The 22,144-nt window shown below is 44.4% G+C and carries 24 protein-coding genes; 17 read left to right on the forward strand and 7 right to left on the reverse strand.

Annotated elements, in window-relative coordinates:
- Positions 1-219: 219 nt before the first annotated feature.
- From ABL924_RS07270 to ABL924_RS07285, 4 genes are all read right to left on the reverse strand, one after another.
- Positions 220-381, reverse strand: coding sequence for a hypothetical protein (locus ABL924_RS07270; RefSeq protein ID WP_349026413.1), 162 nt, complete (start codon positions 379-381; stop codon positions 220-222).
- Positions 378-1,220, reverse strand: coding sequence for a DUF2797 domain-containing protein (locus ABL924_RS07275; protein ID WP_349026414.1), 843 nt, complete (start codon positions 1,218-1,220; stop codon positions 378-380). Before ABL924_RS07275 ends, ABL924_RS07270 begins: the two co-directional genes overlap by 4 nt.
- Before the next feature lie 281 nt (positions 1,221-1,501).
- The gene (locus tag ABL924_RS07280; RefSeq protein ID WP_349026415.1) at positions 1,502-1,954 is read right to left on the reverse strand and encodes a molybdenum cofactor biosynthesis protein MoaE; all 453 of its coding nucleotides are present in this window, start codon (positions 1,952-1,954) and stop codon (positions 1,502-1,504) included.
- Position 1,955: 1 nt separating this feature from the next.
- Complete coding sequence (locus ABL924_RS07285; RefSeq protein ID WP_349026416.1) at positions 1,956-2,189, reverse strand: MoaD/ThiS family protein; 234 nt, start codon at positions 2,187-2,189, stop codon at positions 1,956-1,958.
- A gap of 77 nt (positions 2,190-2,266) precedes the next feature.
- Between ABL924_RS07285 and moaC the strand changes: the two genes are divergently transcribed.
- From moaC to lpxD, 3 genes are read left to right on the forward strand one after another with little or no spacing between them, the layout of a single operon-like run.
- A complete protein-coding gene (moaC, locus tag ABL924_RS07290) occupies positions 2,267-2,743 on the forward strand; it encodes a cyclic pyranopterin monophosphate synthase MoaC (protein WP_349026417.1) in 477 nt (158 codons plus the stop codon).
- Between the two features lie 26 nt (positions 2,744-2,769).
- Positions 2,770-3,006, forward strand: a complete 237-nt coding sequence (locus tag ABL924_RS07295; protein ID WP_349026418.1) for a hypothetical protein — start codon at positions 2,770-2,772, stop codon at positions 3,004-3,006.
- A 56-nt stretch (positions 3,007-3,062) separates the two neighbouring features.
- Complete coding sequence (gene lpxD / locus ABL924_RS07300; protein WP_349026419.1) at positions 3,063-4,097, forward strand: UDP-3-O-(3-hydroxymyristoyl)glucosamine N-acyltransferase; 1,035 nt, start codon at positions 3,063-3,065, stop codon at positions 4,095-4,097.
- A gap of 117 nt (positions 4,098-4,214) precedes the next feature.
- On the opposite strand, the gene ABL924_RS07305 is transcribed toward lpxD, so the two are convergent.
- Positions 4,215-4,415: a hypothetical protein gene (locus ABL924_RS07305; RefSeq protein ID WP_349026420.1), complete on the reverse strand. Its 201-nt coding sequence runs from the start codon at positions 4,413-4,415 to the stop codon at positions 4,215-4,217.
- Between the two features lie 514 nt (positions 4,416-4,929).
- On the opposite strand from ABL924_RS07305, the gene ABL924_RS07310 reads away from it, so the two are divergent.
- The 7 genes from ABL924_RS07310 (at position 4,930) to soxA (ending at position 10,448) form a co-directional block, all read left to right on the forward strand.
- On the forward strand, positions 4,930-6,693 hold the full coding sequence (locus ABL924_RS07310) for a multicopper oxidase domain-containing protein (protein WP_349026421.1): 1,764 nt from the start codon (positions 4,930-4,932) through the stop codon (positions 6,691-6,693).
- A gap of 270 nt (positions 6,694-6,963) precedes the next feature.
- Positions 6,964-7,752 (forward strand): hydroxymethylpyrimidine/phosphomethylpyrimidine kinase, encoded by a 789-nt coding sequence (locus ABL924_RS07315; protein ID WP_349026457.1) that lies wholly within the window; start codon positions 6,964-6,966, stop codon positions 7,750-7,752.
- Positions 7,749-8,384 (forward strand): thiamine phosphate synthase, encoded by a 636-nt coding sequence (thiE, locus tag ABL924_RS07320; RefSeq protein WP_349026422.1) that lies wholly within the window; start codon positions 7,749-7,751, stop codon positions 8,382-8,384. The genes ABL924_RS07315 and thiE overlap by 4 nt, the downstream gene beginning before the upstream one ends.
- Before the next feature lie 63 nt (positions 8,385-8,447).
- Positions 8,448-8,738, forward strand: coding sequence for a sulfur oxidation c-type cytochrome SoxX (gene soxX / locus ABL924_RS07325; RefSeq protein ID WP_349026423.1), 291 nt, complete (start codon positions 8,448-8,450; stop codon positions 8,736-8,738).
- 28 nt (positions 8,739-8,766) lie between these two features.
- The gene (gene soxY, locus ABL924_RS07330; RefSeq protein ID WP_349026424.1) at positions 8,767-9,225 is read left to right on the forward strand and encodes a thiosulfate oxidation carrier protein SoxY; all 459 of its coding nucleotides are present in this window, start codon (positions 8,767-8,769) and stop codon (positions 9,223-9,225) included.
- Between the two features lies 1 nt (position 9,226).
- On the forward strand, positions 9,227-9,538 hold the full coding sequence (gene soxZ, locus ABL924_RS07335; protein WP_349026425.1) for a thiosulfate oxidation carrier complex protein SoxZ: 312 nt from the start codon (positions 9,227-9,229) through the stop codon (positions 9,536-9,538).
- Between the two features lie 16 nt (positions 9,539-9,554).
- A complete protein-coding gene (gene soxA / locus ABL924_RS07340) occupies positions 9,555-10,448 on the forward strand; it encodes a sulfur oxidation c-type cytochrome SoxA (protein ID WP_349026426.1) in 894 nt (297 codons plus the stop codon).
- A gap of 102 nt (positions 10,449-10,550) precedes the next feature.
- Here soxA and ABL924_RS07345 read toward each other — a convergent pair whose 3' ends face one another.
- Entirely contained in the window at positions 10,551-10,982 is a 432-nt protein-coding gene (locus tag ABL924_RS07345; protein ID WP_349026427.1) for a hypothetical protein, read from the reverse strand.
- 732 nt (positions 10,983-11,714) lie between these two features.
- Between ABL924_RS07345 and ABL924_RS07350 the strand changes: the two genes are divergently transcribed.
- The 6 genes from ABL924_RS07350 (at position 11,715) to ABL924_RS07375 (ending at position 17,806) form a co-directional block, all read left to right on the forward strand.
- The gene (locus tag ABL924_RS07350) at positions 11,715-13,586 is read left to right on the forward strand and encodes an LTA synthase family protein (RefSeq protein WP_349026428.1); all 1,872 of its coding nucleotides are present in this window, start codon (positions 11,715-11,717) and stop codon (positions 13,584-13,586) included.
- Positions 13,587-13,615: 29 nt separating this feature from the next.
- The gene (locus ABL924_RS07355) at positions 13,616-14,716 is read left to right on the forward strand and encodes a hypothetical protein (protein ID WP_349026429.1); all 1,101 of its coding nucleotides are present in this window, start codon (positions 13,616-13,618) and stop codon (positions 14,714-14,716) included.
- 46 nt (positions 14,717-14,762) lie between these two features.
- On the forward strand, positions 14,763-15,251 hold the full coding sequence (locus ABL924_RS07360) for a hypothetical protein (protein ID WP_349026430.1): 489 nt from the start codon (positions 14,763-14,765) through the stop codon (positions 15,249-15,251).
- Positions 15,252-15,254: 3 nt separating this feature from the next.
- A complete protein-coding gene (locus ABL924_RS07365; RefSeq protein WP_349026431.1) occupies positions 15,255-15,410 on the forward strand; it encodes a hypothetical protein in 156 nt (51 codons plus the stop codon).
- Between the two features lie 46 nt (positions 15,411-15,456).
- Positions 15,457-16,056 (forward strand): DUF4124 domain-containing protein, encoded by a 600-nt coding sequence (locus ABL924_RS07370; RefSeq protein ID WP_349026432.1) that lies wholly within the window; start codon positions 15,457-15,459, stop codon positions 16,054-16,056.
- 91 nt (positions 16,057-16,147) lie between these two features.
- Complete coding sequence (locus ABL924_RS07375; protein WP_349026433.1) at positions 16,148-17,806, forward strand: OFA family MFS transporter; 1,659 nt, start codon at positions 16,148-16,150, stop codon at positions 17,804-17,806.
- 67 nt (positions 17,807-17,873) lie between these two features.
- Here the strand turns inward: ABL924_RS07375 and ABL924_RS07380 are convergent, their stop codons facing one another.
- The gene (locus ABL924_RS07380; protein ID WP_349026434.1) at positions 17,874-18,647 is read right to left on the reverse strand and encodes a pentapeptide repeat-containing protein; all 774 of its coding nucleotides are present in this window, start codon (positions 18,645-18,647) and stop codon (positions 17,874-17,876) included.
- 392 nt (positions 18,648-19,039) lie between these two features.
- On the opposite strand from ABL924_RS07380, the gene ABL924_RS07385 reads away from it, so the two are divergent.
- Complete coding sequence (locus ABL924_RS07385) at positions 19,040-21,958, forward strand: EAL domain-containing protein (RefSeq protein ID WP_349026435.1); 2,919 nt, start codon at positions 19,040-19,042, stop codon at positions 21,956-21,958.
- The last annotated feature ends 186 nt before the right edge of the window (positions 21,959-22,144 follow it).

Below are 22,144 nucleotides of genomic sequence, written 5' to 3' on the forward strand. Positions count from 1 at the left end.
CAATGCTTCCATCAAGCTGTGGGTAGCCCTGACTAATTCAACTACCTTCCTAGAGTACCAACGGAAATATATATGTATCTTTACGTAAACACTCTCAAACTTTACAACCACAAGCAAATGTTGAGGCTTTGTTGGGAGTAAATAGAAATGTCCGGTTTAGTCGCTAATTAATTGTCCGCTTTTTTTGTCCTGCCTGGAAACGGCCGATGCGAAGCGGATTTACGCCGCCCCTTCGGTATCATACGTCGCCAACTTACGTGGCCCGTGAAAAATAGCCAAGCTACCGTCCTGATAGCAAGGTAGCCCGTATGAAGTGCAACGTAATACGGTACATCGAAGCCATGAAACCCTGGATTCTGCAAGCTTTTCCAGGCTACTCATCGCAACAATTCATCAACCTTATCAAGCGCAGAAAATTCAAGCTCATACCCAGAATATTTACGGAGATTAATCACCCCGGTATCCAACAACAAATACTGCCCTTTAATGCCTTCCAGAATGCCTGATACTTCTGGGTTAGTATCCAAATTGAAGGATTTGACCTTATCGGGATAACGATTGACGGGATAATGAATATCAACTGATTGTTCATCAGGCAAGCATTCAATGGCTTGCGCCCCAAAGCGTTGGGTAATGTCGGCTAATTCAGTTTTGCAAGTTGCCATCAATTCATCCCGCTTTGCGACCAAATCAAGTGTTTCAACATTATTTTTCAGCATTTGTTGCCAACTAGTTTTATCGCTGATGTGTTTGGCGATGGCGACTTCAACCAAGCCCGAAATATAACGAGATTGCACTTTAAAAATGGGCAAAGCCTGCACTGCGCCCTGGTCTATCCAACGGGTTGGAATCTGGTTCTCACGGGTAATGCCGACTTTGATGCCAGTGGAGTTCGCCAAATAAACGTAATGGGTTTGCATGCAAAACGCCTCACCCCAAGCTGGTTCGCGGCAGGTTCCGGCGGCGTAATGGCAAGTCTCCGGCTTCATGATACACATATCGCATTGTGCTAGCGAAATAAAGCAGGGATAGCAATAGCCTTGATTAAAACTTTTTTTCGTGGATCGTCCGCAATGGACACAAAAGATTTTGCCAGTGTAAGTCAGCTTGATAGACTTGCCGATTACGGGATTCAACGGGATAGCCTGATCGCTTAACAGCAATTCGTACTGCACTGGCTTGTCCAGCTTGACACGCATTTTTCGTAAATGTCCTTGCATTCGGATTCTCTTGTGGGTTGGTGGTGATTGCTTATAGGGGATCTCTAAGAATTCAAAAACCTCCTTTTCCCTCAGGGAGAAGGTCGGGATGATGGATTTATAATCAATCATTTACAACCCTCACCCTAGCCCCCTCGGCAACTGCTCCTGCGTTGCTCTACTATCTACATCCATGTAGGTATCCCTGAGGGAGAGGGAGTTTTTAGAGGGTTCCTATGTATGAAAGTCGAGTTATGTCAAAGATGATTCTTATTTTTACTGCCTTGCTGCGGAGGCTCTGATCACATTTTTTGGTAACCATCGGTATTCTTTTCCACCCAACGCGTTTGACCTGTAGTCAATACCTCTTTTTTCCAAAACGGTGCGGTCGATTTCAAGGCTTCCATGATAGCCCGATTAGCATCGAATGCATCGCCACGATGTGATGTCCAAACTGCAACCAAAACTATCGTCTCATCAGGCTGAATTTCCCCCACTCGGTGGACGATGTAAGCATCAATGATTTGCCAATATTCCCCCGCATCCGTAAGAATTTTCTCCAATTGCTTTTCCGTCATGCCAGGGTAGTAATCCAAAGCCATACTTTGCACAGTTACACCTTCGTTGTAATCCCGCATAGTACCGATGAAAATGCTGGTTGCGCCAAACTTAGGTGAGCCTTCTGTTAAGTTGGCTTGATAATCTTGTATTTCTTGCCAGGGATTGAATGCTTCTGGACAAATCTTAACCTTCACCTCAACCTCCGGTCACGGGTGGAAAGAATGCCACTTCATCGCCATCTTGTACTTGGACATCAAGACCGGCATATTCCATATTGACTGCTGCCAATAGATTTTCAGGAAAAGGCTTTCCTGATGTGTCGAGCTGCCAAACATCCCTTACCGTTAGGTCTTGGACAAAATCAAGATCGCTCTCCGTCTGACCCACACGTTCACCCAAACTTGCAAAATAACGGACTTTAATTGACATAAACATTCCCTCAACCACACAATAACCGCCTAAGTAAATGATGGCTTAACTGTACCAACCCTTAATTCTACCCATAAATGACTTACACACCACATTTTAATCAGGCAGGTGAGGCCCATATTGTCGATATAAGCGAGAAATCGGTTACCCAGCGTATCGCAATCACTGAAGGTTATATTGAGATGCAGCCTGAAACGCTGAGACTCATTACAGACATGGGGCATAAAAAAGGCGATGTCCTTGCCATAGCCCGAATTGCTGGAATTATGGCCTGTAAGAAAACAGCGGAACTGATCCCGCTTTGTCATCCAATTTTTATAACCCATGTCGAGATTGATCTGACCCCGGAACTTGAGAATAACAGGGTTCGATGCCAAGCGACGGTCAAAACCACCGGACAGACGGGCGTAGAAATGGAAGCGTTGACCGCCACCCAAATCGCCCTGCTGACTATTTACGATATGTGCAAGGGTGTGGATCGCGGCATGGTGATTCAATCTGTCCGACTATTGGAAAAAGAGGGCGGTAAGTCAGGTCACTGGTTGAATGTGTAATGGCTTATTTCTCGGATGCACTTTCTATGAGTGAATTACGTTACGTCCCAGTGCAGGTATCATTACCGGATTCGGATGTGCCATTGCCGAAGCGCACAGCTATGATGCTTGGCGGTAACATCCAAGAAGCCAAGCATCCATGCGTCATAGCAAAGGGGAAAGGTAGTTTTGAATTGGGTTTAGCCTTGGGTATTCTGCCTTTGCCGATTGCATTGACTGTCAATCTGTTATTCCACTTGCTGAAAAACAAACCTGAATACTAGACCAAGTCTAGTCTGGATATTTGCTAACCTACGAAAAAATAACAACAGAGGACCCTATGCCAATTACACTAAAAGAACTCGCTGCCTTATGTGATGCTCGCATTGAGGGTGGCGACCCCTCTGCTATCATAAATTCTGCGGCAGACATCACCAGTGCCCAACAAGGCCAAGTCACGCAACTTACTAACGCAAAATACGCTCGGTATATCAAAGGCTCAACCGCAACAGCTTGTTTTGTGGCAGAAGGTTTCCATGTTGACGATATTCCAGAACACATGGCCTTGTTGATTTGCGCCGATCCGGAAATGAGCTTCATTAAAGCCGTCGAACGATTACACCCGGCTAAGGCATATAGCAGCAAGATTGCCAACCAAGCAATTATCGACGATACCGCAACATTAGGTAATGAACTGTTTATTGGCCCTTACGCTGTCATTGGCGAATGCACAACTATCGGCGATAAAACGGTGATATTGGCTGGTGCTTACGTTGGTAGCAATGTGACCATTGGTAGAAATTGCCAAATTCACCCTTATGCGGTGATCTACAACGATACCATTATCGGCGACAACGTTATCATCCATTCCGGAGCGATTATAGGCGCTGATGGTTTTGGCTATAAGTTCAGGAACAATGCCCACATTAAAGTACCTCAAGTTGGCAACGTGGTGATTGAAGACAATGTTGAAGTGGGTGCCAATACCTGTATCGACAGGGGCGCATTGGGCAGTACCGTCATAGGCATGGGTAGCAAAATAGATAATCTTGTGCAAATTGGCCACAACAACAAAGTTGGCAAGCATGTCATTATGTGCGGATTAACCGGTGTTTCCGGTTCCTGTATTATCGAGGATTATGCGATTCTGGCGGGTAGTTCAGGTGTTGCCGATCACGTTACTATCGGGCAAGGCGCAGTTGTTTTGGCTAGATCAGGAGTGGCTGGAGATGTCCAGGCTGGCACTCAGGTTTTTGGCAGTCCTGCTAAAGACAAGAAAACGGCATACAAAGAACAAATCGCCATCAGCAAATTGCCTGAATTGATTAAAAGAGTAAAGGCATTGGAAGAAGAGAGTCGTCGGCTTCAAAGCTAAAACTAGCCAACTTAAGAATATCTAGTATTTTAATAATTACTTCATTCCCAAGGTTCAAAAAAATATACTGCCCTTCAGGTTAAAAACCGACGAAGGGCAGCACTAAACCTCAAAGCTTTATTTGGCGGTGTTGTTGGCGCCTAAGAGAGAGTGTTTTTTTGTTAAGTTAGCATCAACTTCAGCGTTACTAGCTGCAACAGCACCACTTTGTAAATGCTTAGTTTCATCTTTCTTCAGCATTACAACCAACAAAATGATACATGCGATCGCGAAACCAACCCATATCCAGGTGTTATCTTTTTCTTGTGCTTCAGCCATTTTAAAATCCTCTATAGTTATTAATATTTTTTTATCCCCCTCTTTCGAGGGTACAACTCAACAAGTTCTGTGAGTAGGTTGTCGAAGTATTTTCAACGAGGTAATTTTTAACACGAGACAAGGGGTTGTGTCAAAACTATCTATAAAAAAACCAATGAGGAAATGATTTTTTTGTAAAAATTTCCGACATGACCTGCTCACATCTATTAGTAACAGGGTTAACCTTATGAAACATAAAGCTCGTAAACTTAACTTTTACAAACGGCTTTCTTACGGAATAAGCGCAACGCATTCAAATCACCTATCGTTTAATAATCACATTTTCAAAGCCCTAAAATCGTATCAGCTATTGTATTTAGTTCATAATCGCATCATGCGAGCAAACAACTTCTTATATTAAGCAAGTCTGCACTTTCATATTATTGATATTCGGATAAAATAGCGTGTAAACAATTTGTCGATTTCCCGTTTGGACATTACCAAGCTTAATAGTATGATTTTCCGAGGCAATCCTATGCAACAAAAACTTCTCGCCGCTTTATGGGGTATTGTTCTGCTGCTTATCCATCCTATGAGTTTTGCAGCCACCGACTTACCTCCCTCGGCTAAGGTTGACATAGGTCCCGTGGAAGATGTCTGCTCCAACTTTATGTCGCCAGAAGCACGTAAAGAACAGGTTATCGACGGTGTTAAAATCCAGGAATCGCTCTTGTGTGACCCTGATGTGCCCGAGGACATAGCGGCTTTTGTCAAAGGCACCAACAATATTTCCATGGAGACCCTGATGGCAACCCAGTTGGCTTCAGATGCGATAACCATGTCTGATGACATGGATCACGACGGCGACCCCGACAAAATTATCATCAAATTGGAAGTCGTAGAGATCAACGGCCATTCACCTGACGTTAAAGAGCCTATCACGACGTTTGACATTGCCCCCGGCATACAGCCTACTTTTTGGGTATTTGCGCCGAAGACCCGTGATATGTCCACCCGCAGCCTTTATGAGCCGATAGCCAACCGTCTGTTACGGGCGCCATCCCCAGTGATTCGAGTTGAACAAGATGATGTCGTCTGGATTGTTTTGGAAAACACCCACTATTTGCCTCACTCCATTCACTTGCACGGCATTGACCATCCGTTTATGGATCATAGTGGCACGGGTAACGATGGCGTTGGACAAACTAGTAACATGGATACGATGCCAGGCGAAAGTAAAACCTATGTAATCAAGCCTCGCCAGCCCGGAACGATGTATTACCACTGCCATGTGCAGCCGCATACCCACATTCCTATGGGGTTGCAGGGAATTTTTGTTGTTGAGGAAAACAGGGCTAACAACTGGGTACAAACTTTTAATGTCGGCGGTGGACAAGTCCGCCATCCTTCAGTCGCCGTCTTGGAAAAATACACCAGGGAATATGACCTGCACTACCAATCCGTCGATAAGGAATTGCATGAGGTAGTCGCAAGATCAGCCAATGATCCACGTCTAATTGCGAAGCACATGAACATGGAATATGACACCACCGATGCAACCGATGATTATTTCATGCTCAATGGACGTTCCTTTCCGTATACCCTACGTGAGTCGCTCATTCATATGGTCAAGGATGAAAAGGTCAAATTACGGGTTCTGAATGGGCATACCGAATCCCTTGCCATGCATATCCATGGACATAAACCTACCATCACCCATTATGATGGTGTCGATAACGGCCCAAGCTCTTATATCACTCGTGATGTCCACGGTATGGTGCCGGCGCAGCGTATGGACTTGGAACTCAGCGGCGTTGACGACGGCTTACACAGTTTTGGTCAAGGCATCTGGATGTTTCATGATCACGTTGAAAAAGCTTTTACCACCAATGGTGTTGGTGAAGGCGGTGATATCAGCTTAGTGGTTTATAAAGGTTTTGTTGACGATAAGGGCATTCCTGCCTCCCACGGCATGAGCCTTGCGCCTTATTTCACCAAAAACTTCTGGAAGAGCAAGTATCCCATCTGGCAAGATTATGATGCTTGGCGCAGCTTGGGTCTCCCAGACTTAAATGCCGAGGTTGAACCTGCCAAGGTGGCTGTACAAAAAGCGGTCGTTGCACCTTCGGCAGGTGGCGCAATGGCTAATCAACAAGATACCCCAACGGTTAAGTTTTTTTACGGCCTATTGCTCGGACTAATCTGTTATTTTGTCGTTATGAAGTGGAAGTCGATTTTCGCTATTGGTAAATTGCTATTCGAAAAATTGGTTTCCTTAATGCCAAAACAAAGAAGCTAATGGGGATCACTCCTTGTTTATTTAATATCCGATGAAGTGATACCAAAACAATCAGGATGATCAATGCCATTAAGTTAAGCGATTGAGTATCTTCTCCCTTGAGGGAGAAGATAGCGATGAAGAAGAATTTAAAAGCAGTACCCTTTTTATTTTCCTCACGCCAATCCTCTTTGCACACCGCCACGCTGCGACTTTGTTGCCTTATCTTCTGCATACTCGCCGTCGTCCCGTAATTAGAAGTTGCCACCTTAATCTAACAACATTGTCATGATGACGCTTAAACGCCCTGCTATTTTGTCATTTTCCGGTCACGACCCTAGCGGCGGCGCGGGTGTTCAAGCAGATATTGAAACATTCGTTAGCCATCATTGCCATGCTGTTAGCATTATTACGGCGTTGACAGAACAAGATACGCTGAACGTAAAGAAACTGTTTCCCCAAACTCCCGATAATATTATCAACCAAGCGACGACCTTATTGGCCGACATCCCTGTAAAGGTTATCAAAATCGGCTTACTAGGCCATCCCGATACTGCCTTGGCAGTACACCGCATTCTCAAGCAACATCCTCACATTCCGGTTATTTTCGATCCGGTTCTCGCCGCTGGTGGTGGTACAGACTTATCGGGTGATGGCTTAATCAGCGCGATCAACGAGTTGCTTTTGCCGTATACAACCGTATTGACACCCAACAGCGAGGAAGCCCGTAGACTGACCGGATTGACTGACCTTACCGAATGCGGTTTGAAACTACTGGAAAAAGGTTGTAAGTATGTATTGATTACCGGCTCCCATGAAACAACACCAGAAGTCAGCAATCAACTTTTTCACGGCGGACGTAGTGTCGAAACTTATTCCTGGAATCGTTTGCCTTACAGTTATCACGGCTCTGGTTGCACCTTAGCCGCCAGCATAGCGGCTTTACTGGCGCAAGGTTTGGATATATCGGATGCTATTTCCGAAGCTCAGGAATATACCTGGAATTCATTAAGCGCAGCCTACCAGTCCGGCAAAGGCCAACACAATCCTAACCGTTTTTTCTGGGTGGATGATGAATGAAGCCATTTCCAGCCCGTGGCCTTTATGCCATCACCCAATCCCAGAACAACCCAAATAAGCTTAAATCAGTCGATGCTCTTTTTGAAGCGGTGGCTGCTGCTATTCGTGGAGGGGCTTCCGTTATCCAGTATCGGGACAAAAAACCAGTAGATGCACCTTATGTTGCCCGTGAGCTGGTTAAGATCTGCCACCAAAGCGAAGTGCCGCTTATCATCAATGATGATATAGAGCTTGCGATTATATCAAAAGCCGATGGCGTACATCTTGGCAAAGACGATGGCGAAATTATTGAAGCCAGAAAACATTTAGGAACTACAGCTATCATCGGCGTATCCTGCTACAACTCAATCGAACGGGCTTTGACCGCTCAAGCTTTAGGTGCAACTTACGTTGCTTTTGGCCGATTCTTTCCCTCGTCATCCAAACCTTTAGCAGCCCCGGCTGACATTGATACCTTACGCCAAGCAAAAGCAGCATTGAATCTTCCGATAGTTGCTATCGGCGGAATCCTGCCGGAAAATGGCGGTCAACTGCTGGTGGCAGGCGCTGATCTACTAGCCGTTATTGGGGGTGTATTTGACTATGAACCGGAACAATCAACATTGGCTTATCAGCATTTATTTGACGATTGAGCTTTGACGATGCAAGTTATCTTTAAACTAGCCATTTTGCTGCTTGTATCCTGCACCACCACGATGCCAACAACAAAACCAACATCAGACGCAGGCAAACAAATTGCTTTTAGCCGCGAAAAAGGCAATTGCTTGGCCTGCCATGAAATCGAAAACGGCGAATTTCCTGGCAATATTGGCCCTGCACTGAAAAACGTACCATCCCGATTCAAAAATAAACAACAACTGCGCGAACAAATCTGGGATGCCACCCACAACAACCCAGAAACCAGCATGCCGCCTTTTGGAAAAAATAAGATTCTTAGCGAAGATGAAATCGACCTACTCGTTGACTATCTTTGGGGGTTAAAATGAACCCTCGACACCCATAAGAAGAATGGTTATGAAAGCTAGCCGTAGAAAATTTCTGATAACAACTATTGCATTCAGCGCAGCAGGTATAGCCTTGTTCAAATCATCCCTGGCAAATGCGGAATGGCTTTCGGCAGACTTTGAGCCTGGCTCATTTGATGCGACTATGAAGCAATTGCTTAAAGGCAAACCCATTGTTGAAACCGATAAAATTGACCTGAACATCCCTGAGATTGCGGAAAATGGCGCATTAGTCCCAATCACAGTGACCAGCAGCCTGAAAGACATCAAAAACCTTGCCATCGTAGTCGAACAAAACCCCATACCACTCGCTATCGAAGCAGTGCTAATGCCAGAGCTTGAACCTTTTCTGTCAGCTCGCTTAAAGCTTGCCAGCACATCATTTGTATTCGCAATCGCCGAAACTGAAAAAGTCTGCTACAGCGTCAAGAAAAAAGTCAAAGTCACCATCGGCGGCTGCGGGGGTTAACATGTCGAGTATAAAAATACGTACCAAACGGCTGGACGGCAACACCCAAATCCGCACCTTAATTTCGCACCCAATGGAGCATGGCAGGAACAAGGACAAGACGACTAACAAACTGATTCCTGCCCATTACATCCAGGTATTGACCGTTACCCATAATGGCAAACCCATCGCCATTTGCAACATGGGTGCGGGCATTTCCAAAGATCCTTACTTTGCATTTCTGCTGAAAGGAGGCAGCCCGGGGGATCAAATCACCATCGACTGGGTTGATAACTTGGGGAATAAGGATTCTGAAAAGCATACAATTACTTAATACTGCTTTATCAGATATGTTGATCACTGTTTTCCAAATGCTTACTTACCCCAAAAAACTTGCCAGATTAATTATTAGTATTCCTTTGCTGGGCAAACTATCATTCATCATTAGCTTTTTAATTGCCCTTCCCTTATACGCCGCCCCCGAACAAGACCAAGCTGCATTCAGGAAACATTACCAAGAGCGTTTTCCCCAATTAAAACTAACCGACTACGCCAACGGGGTTTACGCAATTGACAGCATAGCCAAACAATCCTGGTTAGCTATTGAAGAATTTCCGCCTTATGAAACTGCAATCGACCAAGGCAAAAAACTTTTTATGACCGCTTTCACAAATGGTAAACATTATGCCGATTGCTTTCCGAAAGGTTCGGCTGTAGCTAACGAATACCCTAAATGGGGCAAAATCCAGGGTGAAGTGATTACCTTAGCCAAAGCAATTAACGACTGTCGGGTTAGCCAACACGAACCTACCCTGCCCTACGAAAAAGGCGAAATGATTAGCCTCTTGGCCTATCTGGCATTCACTTCTCGCGACAAACCTATCGGTATTGCTATCCCTAAAGACGACCCACGCGCCTTGGCCGCTTATGAACAAGGCAAAGCGTTTTATTATCAACGCCACGGCCAGTTAAATTTTTCCTGCGCCACCTGTCATGTACAAAATGCCGGGAAAAAATTACGTTCGGAAATCCTGAGTGCATCACTGGGGCATACCAGCAACTGGCCGACATATCGTTTAAAATGGGGTGAAATGGGCGGCTTACACCGCCGTTTTTCGGAATGTTTGACGCAGACAAAAGCCGAACCTTTTGCCGAACAAAGCGTTGAATTCCGTAACCTGGAATATTTTTTAAGCTATATGGGTAATGGCGTGCCCATCTCTGGGCCAAGTACGCGTAAATGATCAACCGATAGCACAGCAATCCAAGAAATACCTTCTCGTATGCTGTACTGAACCGCCATTTTTACCTAGCAAGGATATCGCTAGGTAAGCTTATGATGACCTTCAAGAAAGGCTCTCATGGATGAAATGGAGCACCATAAGGAGTGTGCCGATGTCATTTGCAATGTGGATTGTCTCGTTTGAGTTTGGTACGTTGATATTCGTGTAGCCTTCTGCGTCGAAAGTAAAACCGCCAAATTCAACCTGTTTGGGTTCTGGAAAGTTTTTCTTGATATAACATTTTACGTTTCCGATTAGATTTCCGCTATTTTCCAGCGATGAAGTGAATACAAAGGATACGGTTCGACCGGCAAATGTCGTCGTAAACAATCCCTGGTCAAGGTGTAATGCAGCGGTAATGCTATGGTTAGCAATTGACGGTGTCTGGATGCAATCTTTAACGAAATTTGCGAATTCATCAAATACTGAGGTAAGTGCTGTATGTTGGTCTGAGGCTTTATCAAGGTTATCATGAAGTTGAGTCAAATAGGGCATGTTATTTTTCCAGTTAAAGTGGTTTTAGCAAGTTGTTTTTTGACTACATAGGTTATTGGTTTAAGGTTAGCTAAAATCAACACTAATAAAATTTATAAGCCAGCTTTTCCTTTTTTTGTTCCTTTTCGATTCAATCAAGAACGATCTGCAACAATTACAATGACTGGTAATTAATACTATTTTTTGTCTCAACAATGAGATTTTTTAAGTTTTAATGCCAGATCCATGATTAAAAAATTGCCCTAGTAGCAACGGCGATTTTAACAACTTTTTTCAAATTGGATATTATGTGTTCCTTAAAGGTAGGGTTGTTATTTTAATTTTCTTTTTTGATTTGGTAGCTCGGCCTTTAGCTTGTTTATTCAACGCTCACTTCGATACCTAAGGCGAGAGTTCAACCTGTTAGGAAATGTTGTTAATCAAATAATATACCAATCCCAATAAGTTCTCATTGATACTTTCTCCAAAAGGAGACGCTTCAGGATGAAGGGATTTCATATAACAACTTATTCGAATTGGTGTAACCATCAGATGCCGAAATGATAAAACCATATCAGCATTTATAAATTTTGTGGGGTGGACATCTCCAGTATCTGGATGTCTCCGACTATCCTCATGGGTCAAGCGATAACGGGTTGAAGGAAAAGATTATGCTACTATGTGGCTTTTGTTCACTTCACATTCATCTTAGCCAGTGTAGTCTTAGAGCCAAGACCTTTTTCTTCTAAAACCATGCCATCAAAACTCATACCGCTTGCTTCTACAGCATTGTTTTATTGCTTATTTTACTTAATCAGTACGTTTAAGTTTGATGTGCAGATAAAGCCACAAGCTGTGCCGTTGGATTTTTTCCTACAGCTATTAGTCGCTTATTTTCTCTATGCCTTATCGAAGAAGGTGTCGGTTTTTTTGGTAATCCAAGCCTTAGTGATGGGGATTTTATATATTGGCAATGCCATAAAAATCGCTTTTTTTGGCGGGCCCATCATGCCGGACGATGTTTTTGCCCTGCGCTCACTCATGTTAATTTTGGAGGGCTGGCGTTTTTTTGCGGCGGCGATTCCTTTGGCGGGTATCGCCAGTTTGCTGTTGTTCAACTTTACCATGCGGCACTGGAGCGCTTACCTTGCGACGTTGGCGGCTGTATTGTTAGGCATTACGGTTGTTTATAAGCCCGCCATGATTGTGGAGCTGATAGACAAAAATACCGGTAATTCCGTGTGGGATCAACGCTCAAATTACATATGGCACGGTGCAACCTTGTATACCCTGCAAGAAGGTTCGCGTTATTTCGCGTTGGCAGACACCGCACCGGATATGGATGTCGCCCAAGAATCTGCCCAAAAGCTATTGGCGGCTATTCCTGCGGAAAAACCCGCCGAAGCTGAGAAAACGTTTATCCCACGTAATATCCATTTGGTGTTGTTGGAATCGTTCTGGGACCCTAATCGCTTAAAAAAAGCCGGATACAACCAGAATCCCTTGACACCAGAATTCCGTAAGCTATGGAAAAGTACAGATTATTCAACAGCAATGCCACCTGTATTTGGCGGTTACACGGCGAATTCAGAATTTGAAGTACTATGTGGATTCCCGGTTACCAAAGACAACGTTAAATTTGAACGGCAGCTTAAGAATTCCGTGCCTTGTCTGCCGCATATCCTCGCCGAAAAAGGTTATCGCACCGTTGCTTCGCACCCGAATGTGCCGGTGTTCTGGAATCGCGTCAACGCCTACCGGAATATCGGGTTTCAGACTTACTGGTCGATTGCGGATTTTGTCCAAGATGACATGAACCGCGAATTTATGGCGGATGCCACTTTGTATCGCCAGGTACAGGAAAAAATCTCAGATTCCTTGGATAAGAAAGAGCCGATTCTGGATTATATCGTGACTTATTTCGGTCACTGGAACTATCCATTGGGCGCAACGCGGGCAAGTAAAATTACCGCAAAATCTAAAGTTGAAGAAGTCGAGACTTACGCCAACACGACTTACTACAAATCAAAGGAGTTGATGGTTTTTATTGACCAGATGCGACAGCGTGACCCCGACAGTATAATCGCGGTATTTGGCGATCACCTGCCGTTTTTGGGCGAAAATTTTGCCGGTTATGTAGATTCGGGTGTACTCGCCGCCAACCGCAGCGACTTTTCCCCAGCGATGTTCAAGTTTTATGTCAGTACCCCGATGATTATTATTGATGGTAAAAAAGGGCCGTTAAAGATTGGCAGTTTGCCGCTTTATCAAGTGCCGAAACTGTTGCTGGATTTGCTGGATGACAAGGAAACCACTATCCTGGATTACAGCCATCCCTTACCGGAAATGCGGGTGCGGCCTTTGCCCGGCTTGCATTTCAATGTGCTGAAAGACGGCAAGATTGATGTTTGTAAAGAACCACCTTTTTCGGAATCTTGCCTAAAGTCCACGCATTGGTTAGGTGATGTAACTACGGTAAGCAATGATTTGTTTATCGGTCAGCAATTTACCCGAATTAAGCATTCGGTTGATGAGATTGTGAAGACTGAATCACCTGAACAAGCCACGGTTGAAAATACAGATAAGCAAGGCAAGCAAACACCGGATAGCGGCGCAAAAAAATAATCCGCATCGTTAACATTAGGAGCAAATACGTGAACAAATATTTTCTAACTTTGGCGATTGGCCTGCTTGCTGGGATTGCAAAAACGGGTGCTGCTGATCCATACAGTTTACCTATCCAATTGGATTACGGCTTAATCAAAAAAGCGGTAGTCAGCCAGCTTTTCACAGGGCAGGGCGGTGCTGCGGAAGTCTGGAATGATAAGCACAACTGTAGTTTTCTAAAATTGTACAATCCCAGAATTTCCGGTGAAGGTGGACAAATCAAGCTAATGAATGATGTTCAGGCGCAACTTGGCAAGTCTTTTGCTGGGCAGTGTATTCCCTTTTTGGCTTGGAATGGTGCGTTGGAAACGTATCAAAAACCGACAATTAGCGCAGACCAGTCGGTTCTCAGTATACCGGTCACCAAGGCGAATGCTTACGATAAGGAAGGCCGTCAATTAGCGATTGCACAATTGCAAGATTTGATATTAAAAGTGGCTGCACCAAAACTGGCTGAAGTTAAGCTGGACTTAAACAAGTCTCGCGGCGATATGGAACGCACCTTGACGGGGTTTTTACCCAAAGAAAACGCAGGTGAAATCAAAAAAATATTGTCTAGCTTAAAGTTTAGTGGTGCGGAAGCTAATGATGCAGGCGTGAACATTAAATTGGCTTTTGATGCGCCCTTAAAAAAAGTGACTCCCAAACCTGAAGCACCGTTTACCGAAGCGGAACAAAAACAGTGGCAAGCGAACTGGCAAGAGTGGGATGGGTTTTTGAGCAAAGCCATCAACCAAGCCGCCAGCGAAACGCAATCGCCAGAACTGCGCGATACCTTGACGGAAATTTTGTTGGAATCACGCAGCGCATTTCAAGCCGGATTGAAAGCGCAAAGCCCAGAAAGCGGCGATCCTGTGAGAGTATTTTTTACCCAAACCTGGCAGAAACTTGCACCGCAACTGCGGACATTGGCAAAACAATTGCCCGAAGTTGAAGGTTTGCGTTATTTGACGTTCATCGCTGCCACTGATGTGATGTACGAGCTGGAAAACGTTGGCGCACCGTTCGGGTTGGAAATTTCATCGGACGGCTTACGACGCCTGGCGCGGATGGTGATGGCTGGGAAACAACAGGCTAAGGCGAAATAATCGTTTTGAACTCGCTTATTCATACAAATTGTAAGGAGATTAAATTATGAAACACTGGAAATATAGCTCAATTCTGTTGATGATTTTGTCTTTATCGGCTAATGCTGAAGTGTTTAAGTGTAAAAACGGTGCAGGGAAAATTATCTATCAACCGGTTGCTTGCTCGCCTGGGGCGGCAATGCAGGGTGTTATCAAAGTACAGGAAATGACCCAAGAGCAAACCGAGGAGGCTAAAGCAAAATTGGAAGCGTGGAAGCGGCAGCAAGCTGTAGATGATGCGGCAAAGCTTGAAGCGGAAAAACAACGGCAAGCAGAGCTGGAAAAGCAAGAAAGCATAGAGTTACAAAGGCGTGGCGTTGTCGCACAAGAAAAACAGGCGATTGCGGAACAACAGCGCCAAAACCCGCCGATCATAGTCGCGCCTCCTTATGGTGGCGGTCGCTATTGGAACAATGGTGGGTTTCCGCCTGATAGTTCATATGATCCGTATATGATGCAGCACCATCCGCACCATCACCACGAGCGAGGGGAGTAGTCTGTGCCGCCGCTATCTTCTCCACCACCTAGTGCATTTGATGTGATGTACGAGCTGGAAAACGTTGGCGCACCGTTCGGGTTGGAAGTTTCATCGGATGGTTTACGACGTTTGGCGCGGATGGTGATGGCTGGGAAACAAGAGGCTGAGGCAAAATAATCGTTTTGAACTCGCTTATTTATACAAATTGTAAGGAGATTAAATTATGAAACACTGGAAATATAGTTCAATTCTGTTGATGGTTTTGTCTTTATCGGCTAATGCAGAAGTGTTCAAATGTAAGAATGCTAAAGGTAAAATTATCTATCAGCCTGCGCCGTGTTCATCTGAAGCAGCGACGCAGGGTGTTGTGAAAGTAAAGGTATTGGATCCACAGAAAGATGAAGAAGCTAGAGCAAAATTAAATGCTTGGCAAGGGGATTTAGCCGCTAAAGATGCGGCAAAACAGGAAGCAGAAAAACAACGGCAAGCAGAATTGGAAAAGCAAGAAAGCCTTGAATTACAACGGCGTAGTATTATAGCGCAAGAGAAACAGGCGGAAGAAAGCTTGGACTTACAAAGACGTAGCGTTATAGCGCAAGAGCAACAGGCGATTGCGGAACAACAGCGCCAAAACCCGCCGATCATAGTCGCGCCTCCTTATGGTGGCGGTCGCTATTGGAACAATGGTGGGTTTCCGCCTGATAGTTCATATGATCCGAATATGATGCAGCACCATCCGCACCACCACCATGAGCAAGGGGAGCAGTCTGTGCCGCCGCCTCAATCACCATCTAACCTATCCCCTCCTCACCTATCCCGATAAGCTGAGATTTGGATTGACTCAGGTAATTAAAATAATCGAAGCCGACTTAATTGCATTTAGCACTTCTTATAATTGACTATGGATGAACACAATGCCTTTAAATACCGATATTGTTAGAGACAGTCCAGGTTTTCTGGCAAAAGAGCGGACGATTGCACCTTCCGGGTTTAATCGGTGGTTGGTGCCGCCTGCCGCTCTGGCAATTCATTTGTGTATAGGCATGGCGTATGGTTTTTCCGTATTCTGGTTGCCACTTTCCAAAGCTGTAGGGATTAAAGAATCTATTGAGTGCGGTTCTGAAATAGGATTTTTACAGGAGCTGACGGTAACTCATTGCGACTGGAAAATATCAACCTTAGGCTGGATGTACACGTTGTTTTTTGTCTTCCTGGGTTCGTCTGCCGCTTTATGGGGCGGCTGGCTCGAGCATGTCGGGCCACGCAAAGCGGCGGTTGTCAGTGCTTTTTGCTGGTGTGGTGGCATGTTGTTTTCCGCTGTGGGAATTTATTATCACCAATTTTGGATGATGTTGTTGGGTTCTGGCGTGATTGGCGGCATCGGTTTGGGCTTGGGTTATATCTCCCCCGTATCGACCTTGATTAAGTGGTTTCCAGACCGTCGTGGTATGGCGACGGGCATGGCGATTATGGGTTTTGGTGGCGGTGCGATGATAGGCTCGCCCTTAGCGGCGGCACTGATGAAATTTTTCGAGAGCGATGCCGATGTGGGCGTTATGCCCACGCTTATAGTGATGGCGACGGTTTATTTTGTGTTTATGATGGCGGGGGCGCTGGGTTATCGCATACCTACGACTGGCTGGCTACCAGTGGGCTGGAATCCTCCTGAGGTCAGCAAAGCCAGCAAAATGATTACCCAAAAACACGTACACGTAAAAAATGTATTTAAGATTAAGCAGTTTTGGTTGTTGTGGGGCGTGTTATGTATGAACGTCAGCGCAGGTATTGGCATCATCGGTATGTCTTCGCCCATGTTGCAGGAAGTTTTTGGCGGTCAGCTTATAGGCATTAGCAAACTGTATGCGGATTTGGATAAAGACCAATTAGCCGCAATTGCCGCTGTTGCCGCTGGATTTACGGCTTTGTTGAGCTTATTCAATATCGGCGGGCGATTTCTATGGGCAAGTTTGTCTGATAAGCTAGGTCGTAAAACCACCTACATGGTATTTTTTTTGCTGGGTAGTTTGTTATATCTCAGCATTCCTCAAAGCGCTAATACTGGAAATACACTGCTTTTTGTGGGCGCGTTCTGCATCATCTTAAGTATGTATGGCGGCGGCTTTGCGACTGTTCCTGCTTATCTGGCTGATTTGTTTGGCACTCAAATGGTAGGAGCCATTCACGGGCGTTTGCTTACGGCATGGGCAACGGCTGGCATTCTAGGGCCGGTAATCGTCAATTACATGCGCGAATATCAACTTGCTCTAGGTATTCCGCGTGAGCAGGTTTACAATCAAACGATGATGATTCTGGCGGGTCTGTTGATGATTGGCTTAGCGTGTAACCTGTTTATCCGACCCGTAGCAGATAAATGGTTTATGACAGACAGCGAGCTGGCTGAAGAAAAACACCTTGCACATGAAACAGTCGATATCGGCCAGACAGGAAACGAAACCAACATTGCAAAGCCTACTCGTCTTATAACTGTATTATTGGCTTGGTTAGCGGTTTTACTGCCCTTGGGTTGGGGAATTTACAAGACATTATTGAATGTCAGCAAGTTTTTTTCCTAAACACAAGAGCGTAGCAGTAATAATTTAGTCTGTCATTGAAGCAAGAAAAGGCTCATTAAGGTGTGAATCAATCGAATATGGCAGACCCCAAGTCTTTACTGGTTTCCAATCCTTTAAGCAGGGATTTATCTTTGACACCTGAAAAACGAGTTCCGGTTAATGTGCTGCCATTAAAATTGGTATCCGTCAGATTACAACCCGATAAATCCGCGCCAGATAAATCAGCATTCGAAAAATCAGCTCCTGACAGATCGGCGCTAACTAAGATGGTATCACGTAGTATGCTACTGCTCAGATTGGCATGTCGCAATAATGCCCGATTAAGATTAGCATTGGTTAAATTTGCGTGCGATAAGTCAACATTATTTAAACTGACACGCATCAGACCCATGGGTTGGTTTTTCATATCGACACCCCAGTCAGCCTCGCTAAGATTGGCATGACTCAGGTTGGAGCGATCCAGGTTGGCAATAAACCGGCTGTGGGTAAGATTGGCATTGCTAAGATTAGCGCCTATCATACTGACACCAAAAATGCTGGTATTGGACAGGTTAGCGCCGGACAGATTGATTTTTGTCATGACCGTTAAATCCAGATTTAAGCCGGATAAGTTACTTTTACTAAGATTTGTCCTACGTAAATCGGAACCCCATAAGTCAGCGTGGGTAAAATCGAGTTCCGATAAATCCAGATCGGTTAGGTTTTTGCGGCGTAGATCGGCGGGTTTGTTGCCGTTGGTTGCGGCAAGAAGATTCTCTACAGAGGCGCGATCAAGGTCTGCTGCAACACTGGAAATGCAGAGAAATAGCGCTAAACCACCCAAAAAATATTGAATTTTCATAAATATATGTACCTTGTTATGCTTAAGACGTGTATGCATTATTGCATGAGGCAACCCTCACTCTTGAAACCGGCAAAATAGAGGAATCAGTACTTACCGTTTTTATAAAAGCAAAAGCTGGGTTATTTTATAGCTAGCTGATCGGTAAGTTGTCGATCAGGACAATAATTTATTATAAGCAGAAGATATGGCATAATTCCATCCTATATAGCGAGGCGTACACGGGAGCGGAATCGAACGAGCAGCTCGCAATCAACCAGTTAGAATATTAATAATGTTTTCTCGCTCACAACTTTCGGACAACAAATCATTGAACAGGTTTCTTTTCTCGGTAACGGACGTAATCTGCTTAATTTTAAGGTAGCTTATTCCCTCAATCATTCATTAAAGTAATGTCTTATATTATTCTATTCTTAGCGATGATTTTTCCCCAGATTTCAGCTCATGCAAATGAATTTGAGGAACCTATCGTTGTACAGAATCATTCATCCCAAGCAGTTTTAGAATTAACACCGGATGAACAAAAATGGTTAGCTAAACACAAAACTATTCGCATTGCTTACGATGGTAGTTTGCCGCCCTATAGCTTCGTGAATGACACGGGTAAAATTGACGGAATTGCAGTCGAATTGATGGCACTTTTGAGTCAACGGTTGGGTATTAATTTTACGATCCATCCCGACTCCAATTGGAATACTCTGTATAGAGCAGCGGCCAGACGAAAAGTTGACTTGGTTGCAACGATGGTCAATCGGCCAGATCGTACTGAATGGTTTAGCTTCACTAAGCCCTACCTAACAAAATCTCTGGTCATAGTCACCAAGCAGGGCGGTACGGCAATCAACAATCGTGATGAGCTGGGCGATAAAAAAGTCACAGTGGTCAAGGGCTACCAATATGGAGAGCAAGTCGGCAATGAATTTCCTACTGCCAAGCGAATCAAAGTTAGCAGTATGTTGGATGGCCTAAAAGAAGTTGATAACGGACGGGTCGATGCTGCCATACTTTTTTTGGGTACTGCAAATTATTTGCAAGCCAAATATCAATTGAATAATCTCAAAATTGCTGCTTTTTATGATCGTAACAGTGCTAATGAAAGTATCGCTGTTCGCAAAGATTGGCCAATATTGGTGGGGATTCTACAAAAAGGCCTCGACTCCTTGACTGAAGCAGAAGTTCAGAAAGTTTTTGCCAAGTGGGTGGTCGGTGAAGCGATACCGGCAACTGAAGCAGTGACTCCAAAGCCGCAGCCGACAATAGTGCCTCTCCCCAAGCCCACGGCCATTACACCCGTTGAGATTGAGGAGAAACCCGCTGCTACGGTTAGTGTTCAAGAAACAAAGGTTGATCCCACAGCAGATACCTTGAGAATGGGTAAAATAGTTATTACTTATCTGATAATATTGGCACTTTTTTTGTTATGGTTTTTGCTTGTCCGAAAACAAAAAAAGCTGCAACTGAAGGTAAAGAATGAAATGATGACCTCTGTCAGAAATTTGCAGTCAATGCATAATGATGCCATGCATTTAACGATAGAGGCTCCTGTTGAAATAAGCAACGAAGCGCTTGCAACGGAATTACCAGAGCAACAATCTGAGTACCCAATCAATGAATATGTTTATTATCAACAGGATTGTGAAGGACGATTTAGTTATGTGAGTCCCTCGGTCACTAGCTTACTGGGTTACTCTGAAGCTGATTTTATGGCAAATTATCGAGACTATTTGACCGATAATCCCATCAATCGCCACATAGGGGATTACCTTGATGCGCACATACAAGGTCAGCCAAACGAACCTTATGAGATAGAAATTTATGATGCAGCACTAGCCATACACTGGATGGAGGTCATGGATTCGCCCGTCTATGATGGCCAGGGGCATTGTATCGGCGTTGATGGAGTTATGCACGACATTACCGTGCAAAAGCTTCCTGAACAGTCATCAAATCTGGAAGAAACACCCGTTGAATCCAGTGATCCGCAATTGTTGCAGGAACATTTACAACAAGCTATGCACCAAGCGAATCAAAACCAACGATCTTTTGCACTGATTTACCTGTTGTTTGATCGCTTAAGATTTCTCGATGGTAATTTAGAGCCGCCTAAAGATGAGGTGCTTATTGAAGCAAACAAACGGCTTCAAACTACTTTGCGCGATACAGATACAGTGGTCCAGTTGGATGTTAATGAATTCGCTTTGATACTGCCTGAAACGGATGCCGAGGAGGTTGAACTGATTGTTGAAAAAATAAGAAAAATTCTACAGGTACCGTACCTTGTTGGTATGCAGTCAATTATCCTCGATGCAAATATGGGAATTGCCGTTTATCCTGGCAATGGTAGTGATCCTGAATCCTTAATCAGTGAAGCGCAACAAAAGTTGTCATCCGGTAGTGAATCCCAATTAGTAGAAGTATCCCCGCTTGTTGGCGATAGCTTGCAAGAAGCTGAGGAGCTTAATTTAAGGCTTCAACATGATTTGGTTGTTGTCCTCGATGAATGTAAGTTGTCGTTAAGGGGTTCGAGTTCGCAAAATATCAATGCGCTTGATCGACACAGCCAATTTTCCGTTTACTATCAAAGCAGACATAATCTGGAAGATTACGATATTACTGGGTTTGAGGCACTGATTAGATGGCAGCATCCCCAATTAGGATTATTATTACCGAATGATTTTGTAGGCTTAGTAACGGATATTGGGTTGCTTGATGTCATGACTTATTGGATTATCCAACAAGTCAGTTTTCAATCGGTGGCTTGGGAAAAGCAAGGTATACGTCCAAAGCTGATGACCATTAACCTTGACGATCTTACAATCAAGCAAGCAGTTGAGGTCAGTAAAATTATTGCTATTATTAATGAAACCGGAGCTAAACCGGAATGGTTGGGGTTTTCGGTACCTGAAAGTGAAGTCGCCAAAAACCCAGATTTGGTTATTTCCATCATTAAACAACTAGTGGCTGCGGGTTCGGTTGTATCAATAGATAATTTTGGCTCAGATAGTTCTGTCTTGGCCTTATTGAAGACCATACCTGCACAAATCATAGAGATTGATCCGGCGTTCATCCGATACCTTCCAAACAATACTGCTGACGCTGAAATCATTACCTATAGTATTGCCATGCTGCATGAGATGGGTAAAACGGTAATCGCTAAAGAGGTTGAGACAGAACAGCAACTAGAGTTTCTTAAAACAAGCGGATGTGACGTGATACAAGGCCGTTTGCTAAGTGGGCCTTTACCAGCAAAAGACGCTAAGGTGTTGATGGAAACGCTGCCTGATTTTGCCTGGTACTTTCAGCAAAAATGATTAATTTGGGCAAAAATACTTTACCTAACTATCAATAAAACACAGGTTAGTTAATCCAATTTAAAATAATTACAAAGTGTTCGCTGTAATAAGCCCCACTCAACCTGCAGTTTGTTCATAGGCATGATATTTTATAAGTCAGGTTGTTAGCAAGATGCATTCCTGATTGTTGCCCCATACTGAGTA

Origin of the sequence: Methyloglobulus sp. (assembly GCF_040079455.1) — a bacterium.
In the GTDB taxonomy this organism is placed as follows: Bacteria; Pseudomonadota; Gammaproteobacteria; order Methylococcales; family Methylomonadaceae; genus Methyloglobulus.

Coding starts and splice junctions, on each gene's coding strand:
- ABL924_RS07270 (WP_349026413.1), bottom strand. CDS start 381: ATGAGTAGCCTGGAAAAGCTTGCAGAATCCAGGGTTTCATGGCTTCGA.
- ABL924_RS07275 (WP_349026414.1), bottom strand. CDS start 1,220: ATGCAAGGACATTTACGAAAAATGCGTGTCAAGCTGGACAAGCCAGTG.
- ABL924_RS07285 (WP_349026416.1), bottom strand. CDS start 2,189: ATGTCAATTAAAGTCCGTTATTTTGCAAGTTTGGGTGAACGTGTGGGT.
- moaC (WP_349026417.1), top strand. CDS start 2,267: ATGACTTACACACCACATTTTAATCAGGCAGGTGAGGCCCATATTGTC.
- ABL924_RS07295 (WP_349026418.1), top strand. CDS start 2,770: ATGAGTGAATTACGTTACGTCCCAGTGCAGGTATCATTACCGGATTCG.
- lpxD (WP_349026419.1), top strand. CDS start 3,063: ATGCCAATTACACTAAAAGAACTCGCTGCCTTATGTGATGCTCGCATT.
- ABL924_RS07305 (WP_349026420.1), bottom strand. CDS start 4,415: ATGGCTGAAGCACAAGAAAAAGATAACACCTGGATATGGGTTGGTTTC.
- ABL924_RS07310 (WP_349026421.1), top strand. CDS start 4,930: ATGCAACAAAAACTTCTCGCCGCTTTATGGGGTATTGTTCTGCTGCTT.
- ABL924_RS07315 (WP_349026457.1), top strand. CDS start 6,964: ATGACGCTTAAACGCCCTGCTATTTTGTCATTTTCCGGTCACGACCCT.
- thiE (WP_349026422.1), top strand. CDS start 7,749: ATGAAGCCATTTCCAGCCCGTGGCCTTTATGCCATCACCCAATCCCAG.
- soxX (WP_349026423.1), top strand. CDS start 8,448: ATGCCAACAACAAAACCAACATCAGACGCAGGCAAACAAATTGCTTTT.
- soxY (WP_349026424.1), top strand. CDS start 8,767: ATGAAAGCTAGCCGTAGAAAATTTCTGATAACAACTATTGCATTCAGC.
- soxZ (WP_349026425.1), top strand. CDS start 9,227: ATGTCGAGTATAAAAATACGTACCAAACGGCTGGACGGCAACACCCAA.
- soxA (WP_349026426.1), top strand. CDS start 9,555: ATGTTGATCACTGTTTTCCAAATGCTTACTTACCCCAAAAAACTTGCC.
- ABL924_RS07345 (WP_349026427.1), bottom strand. CDS start 10,982: ATGCCCTATTTGACTCAACTTCATGATAACCTTGATAAAGCCTCAGAC.
- ABL924_RS07350 (WP_349026428.1), top strand. CDS start 11,715: ATGCCATCAAAACTCATACCGCTTGCTTCTACAGCATTGTTTTATTGC.
- ABL924_RS07360 (WP_349026430.1), top strand. CDS start 14,763: ATGAAACACTGGAAATATAGCTCAATTCTGTTGATGATTTTGTCTTTA.
- ABL924_RS07370 (WP_349026432.1), top strand. CDS start 15,457: ATGAAACACTGGAAATATAGTTCAATTCTGTTGATGGTTTTGTCTTTA.
- ABL924_RS07375 (WP_349026433.1), top strand. CDS start 16,148: ATGCCTTTAAATACCGATATTGTTAGAGACAGTCCAGGTTTTCTGGCA.
- ABL924_RS07380 (WP_349026434.1), bottom strand. CDS start 18,647: ATGAAAATTCAATATTTTTTGGGTGGTTTAGCGCTATTTCTCTGCATT.
- ABL924_RS07385 (WP_349026435.1), top strand. CDS start 19,040: ATGTCTTATATTATTCTATTCTTAGCGATGATTTTTCCCCAGATTTCA.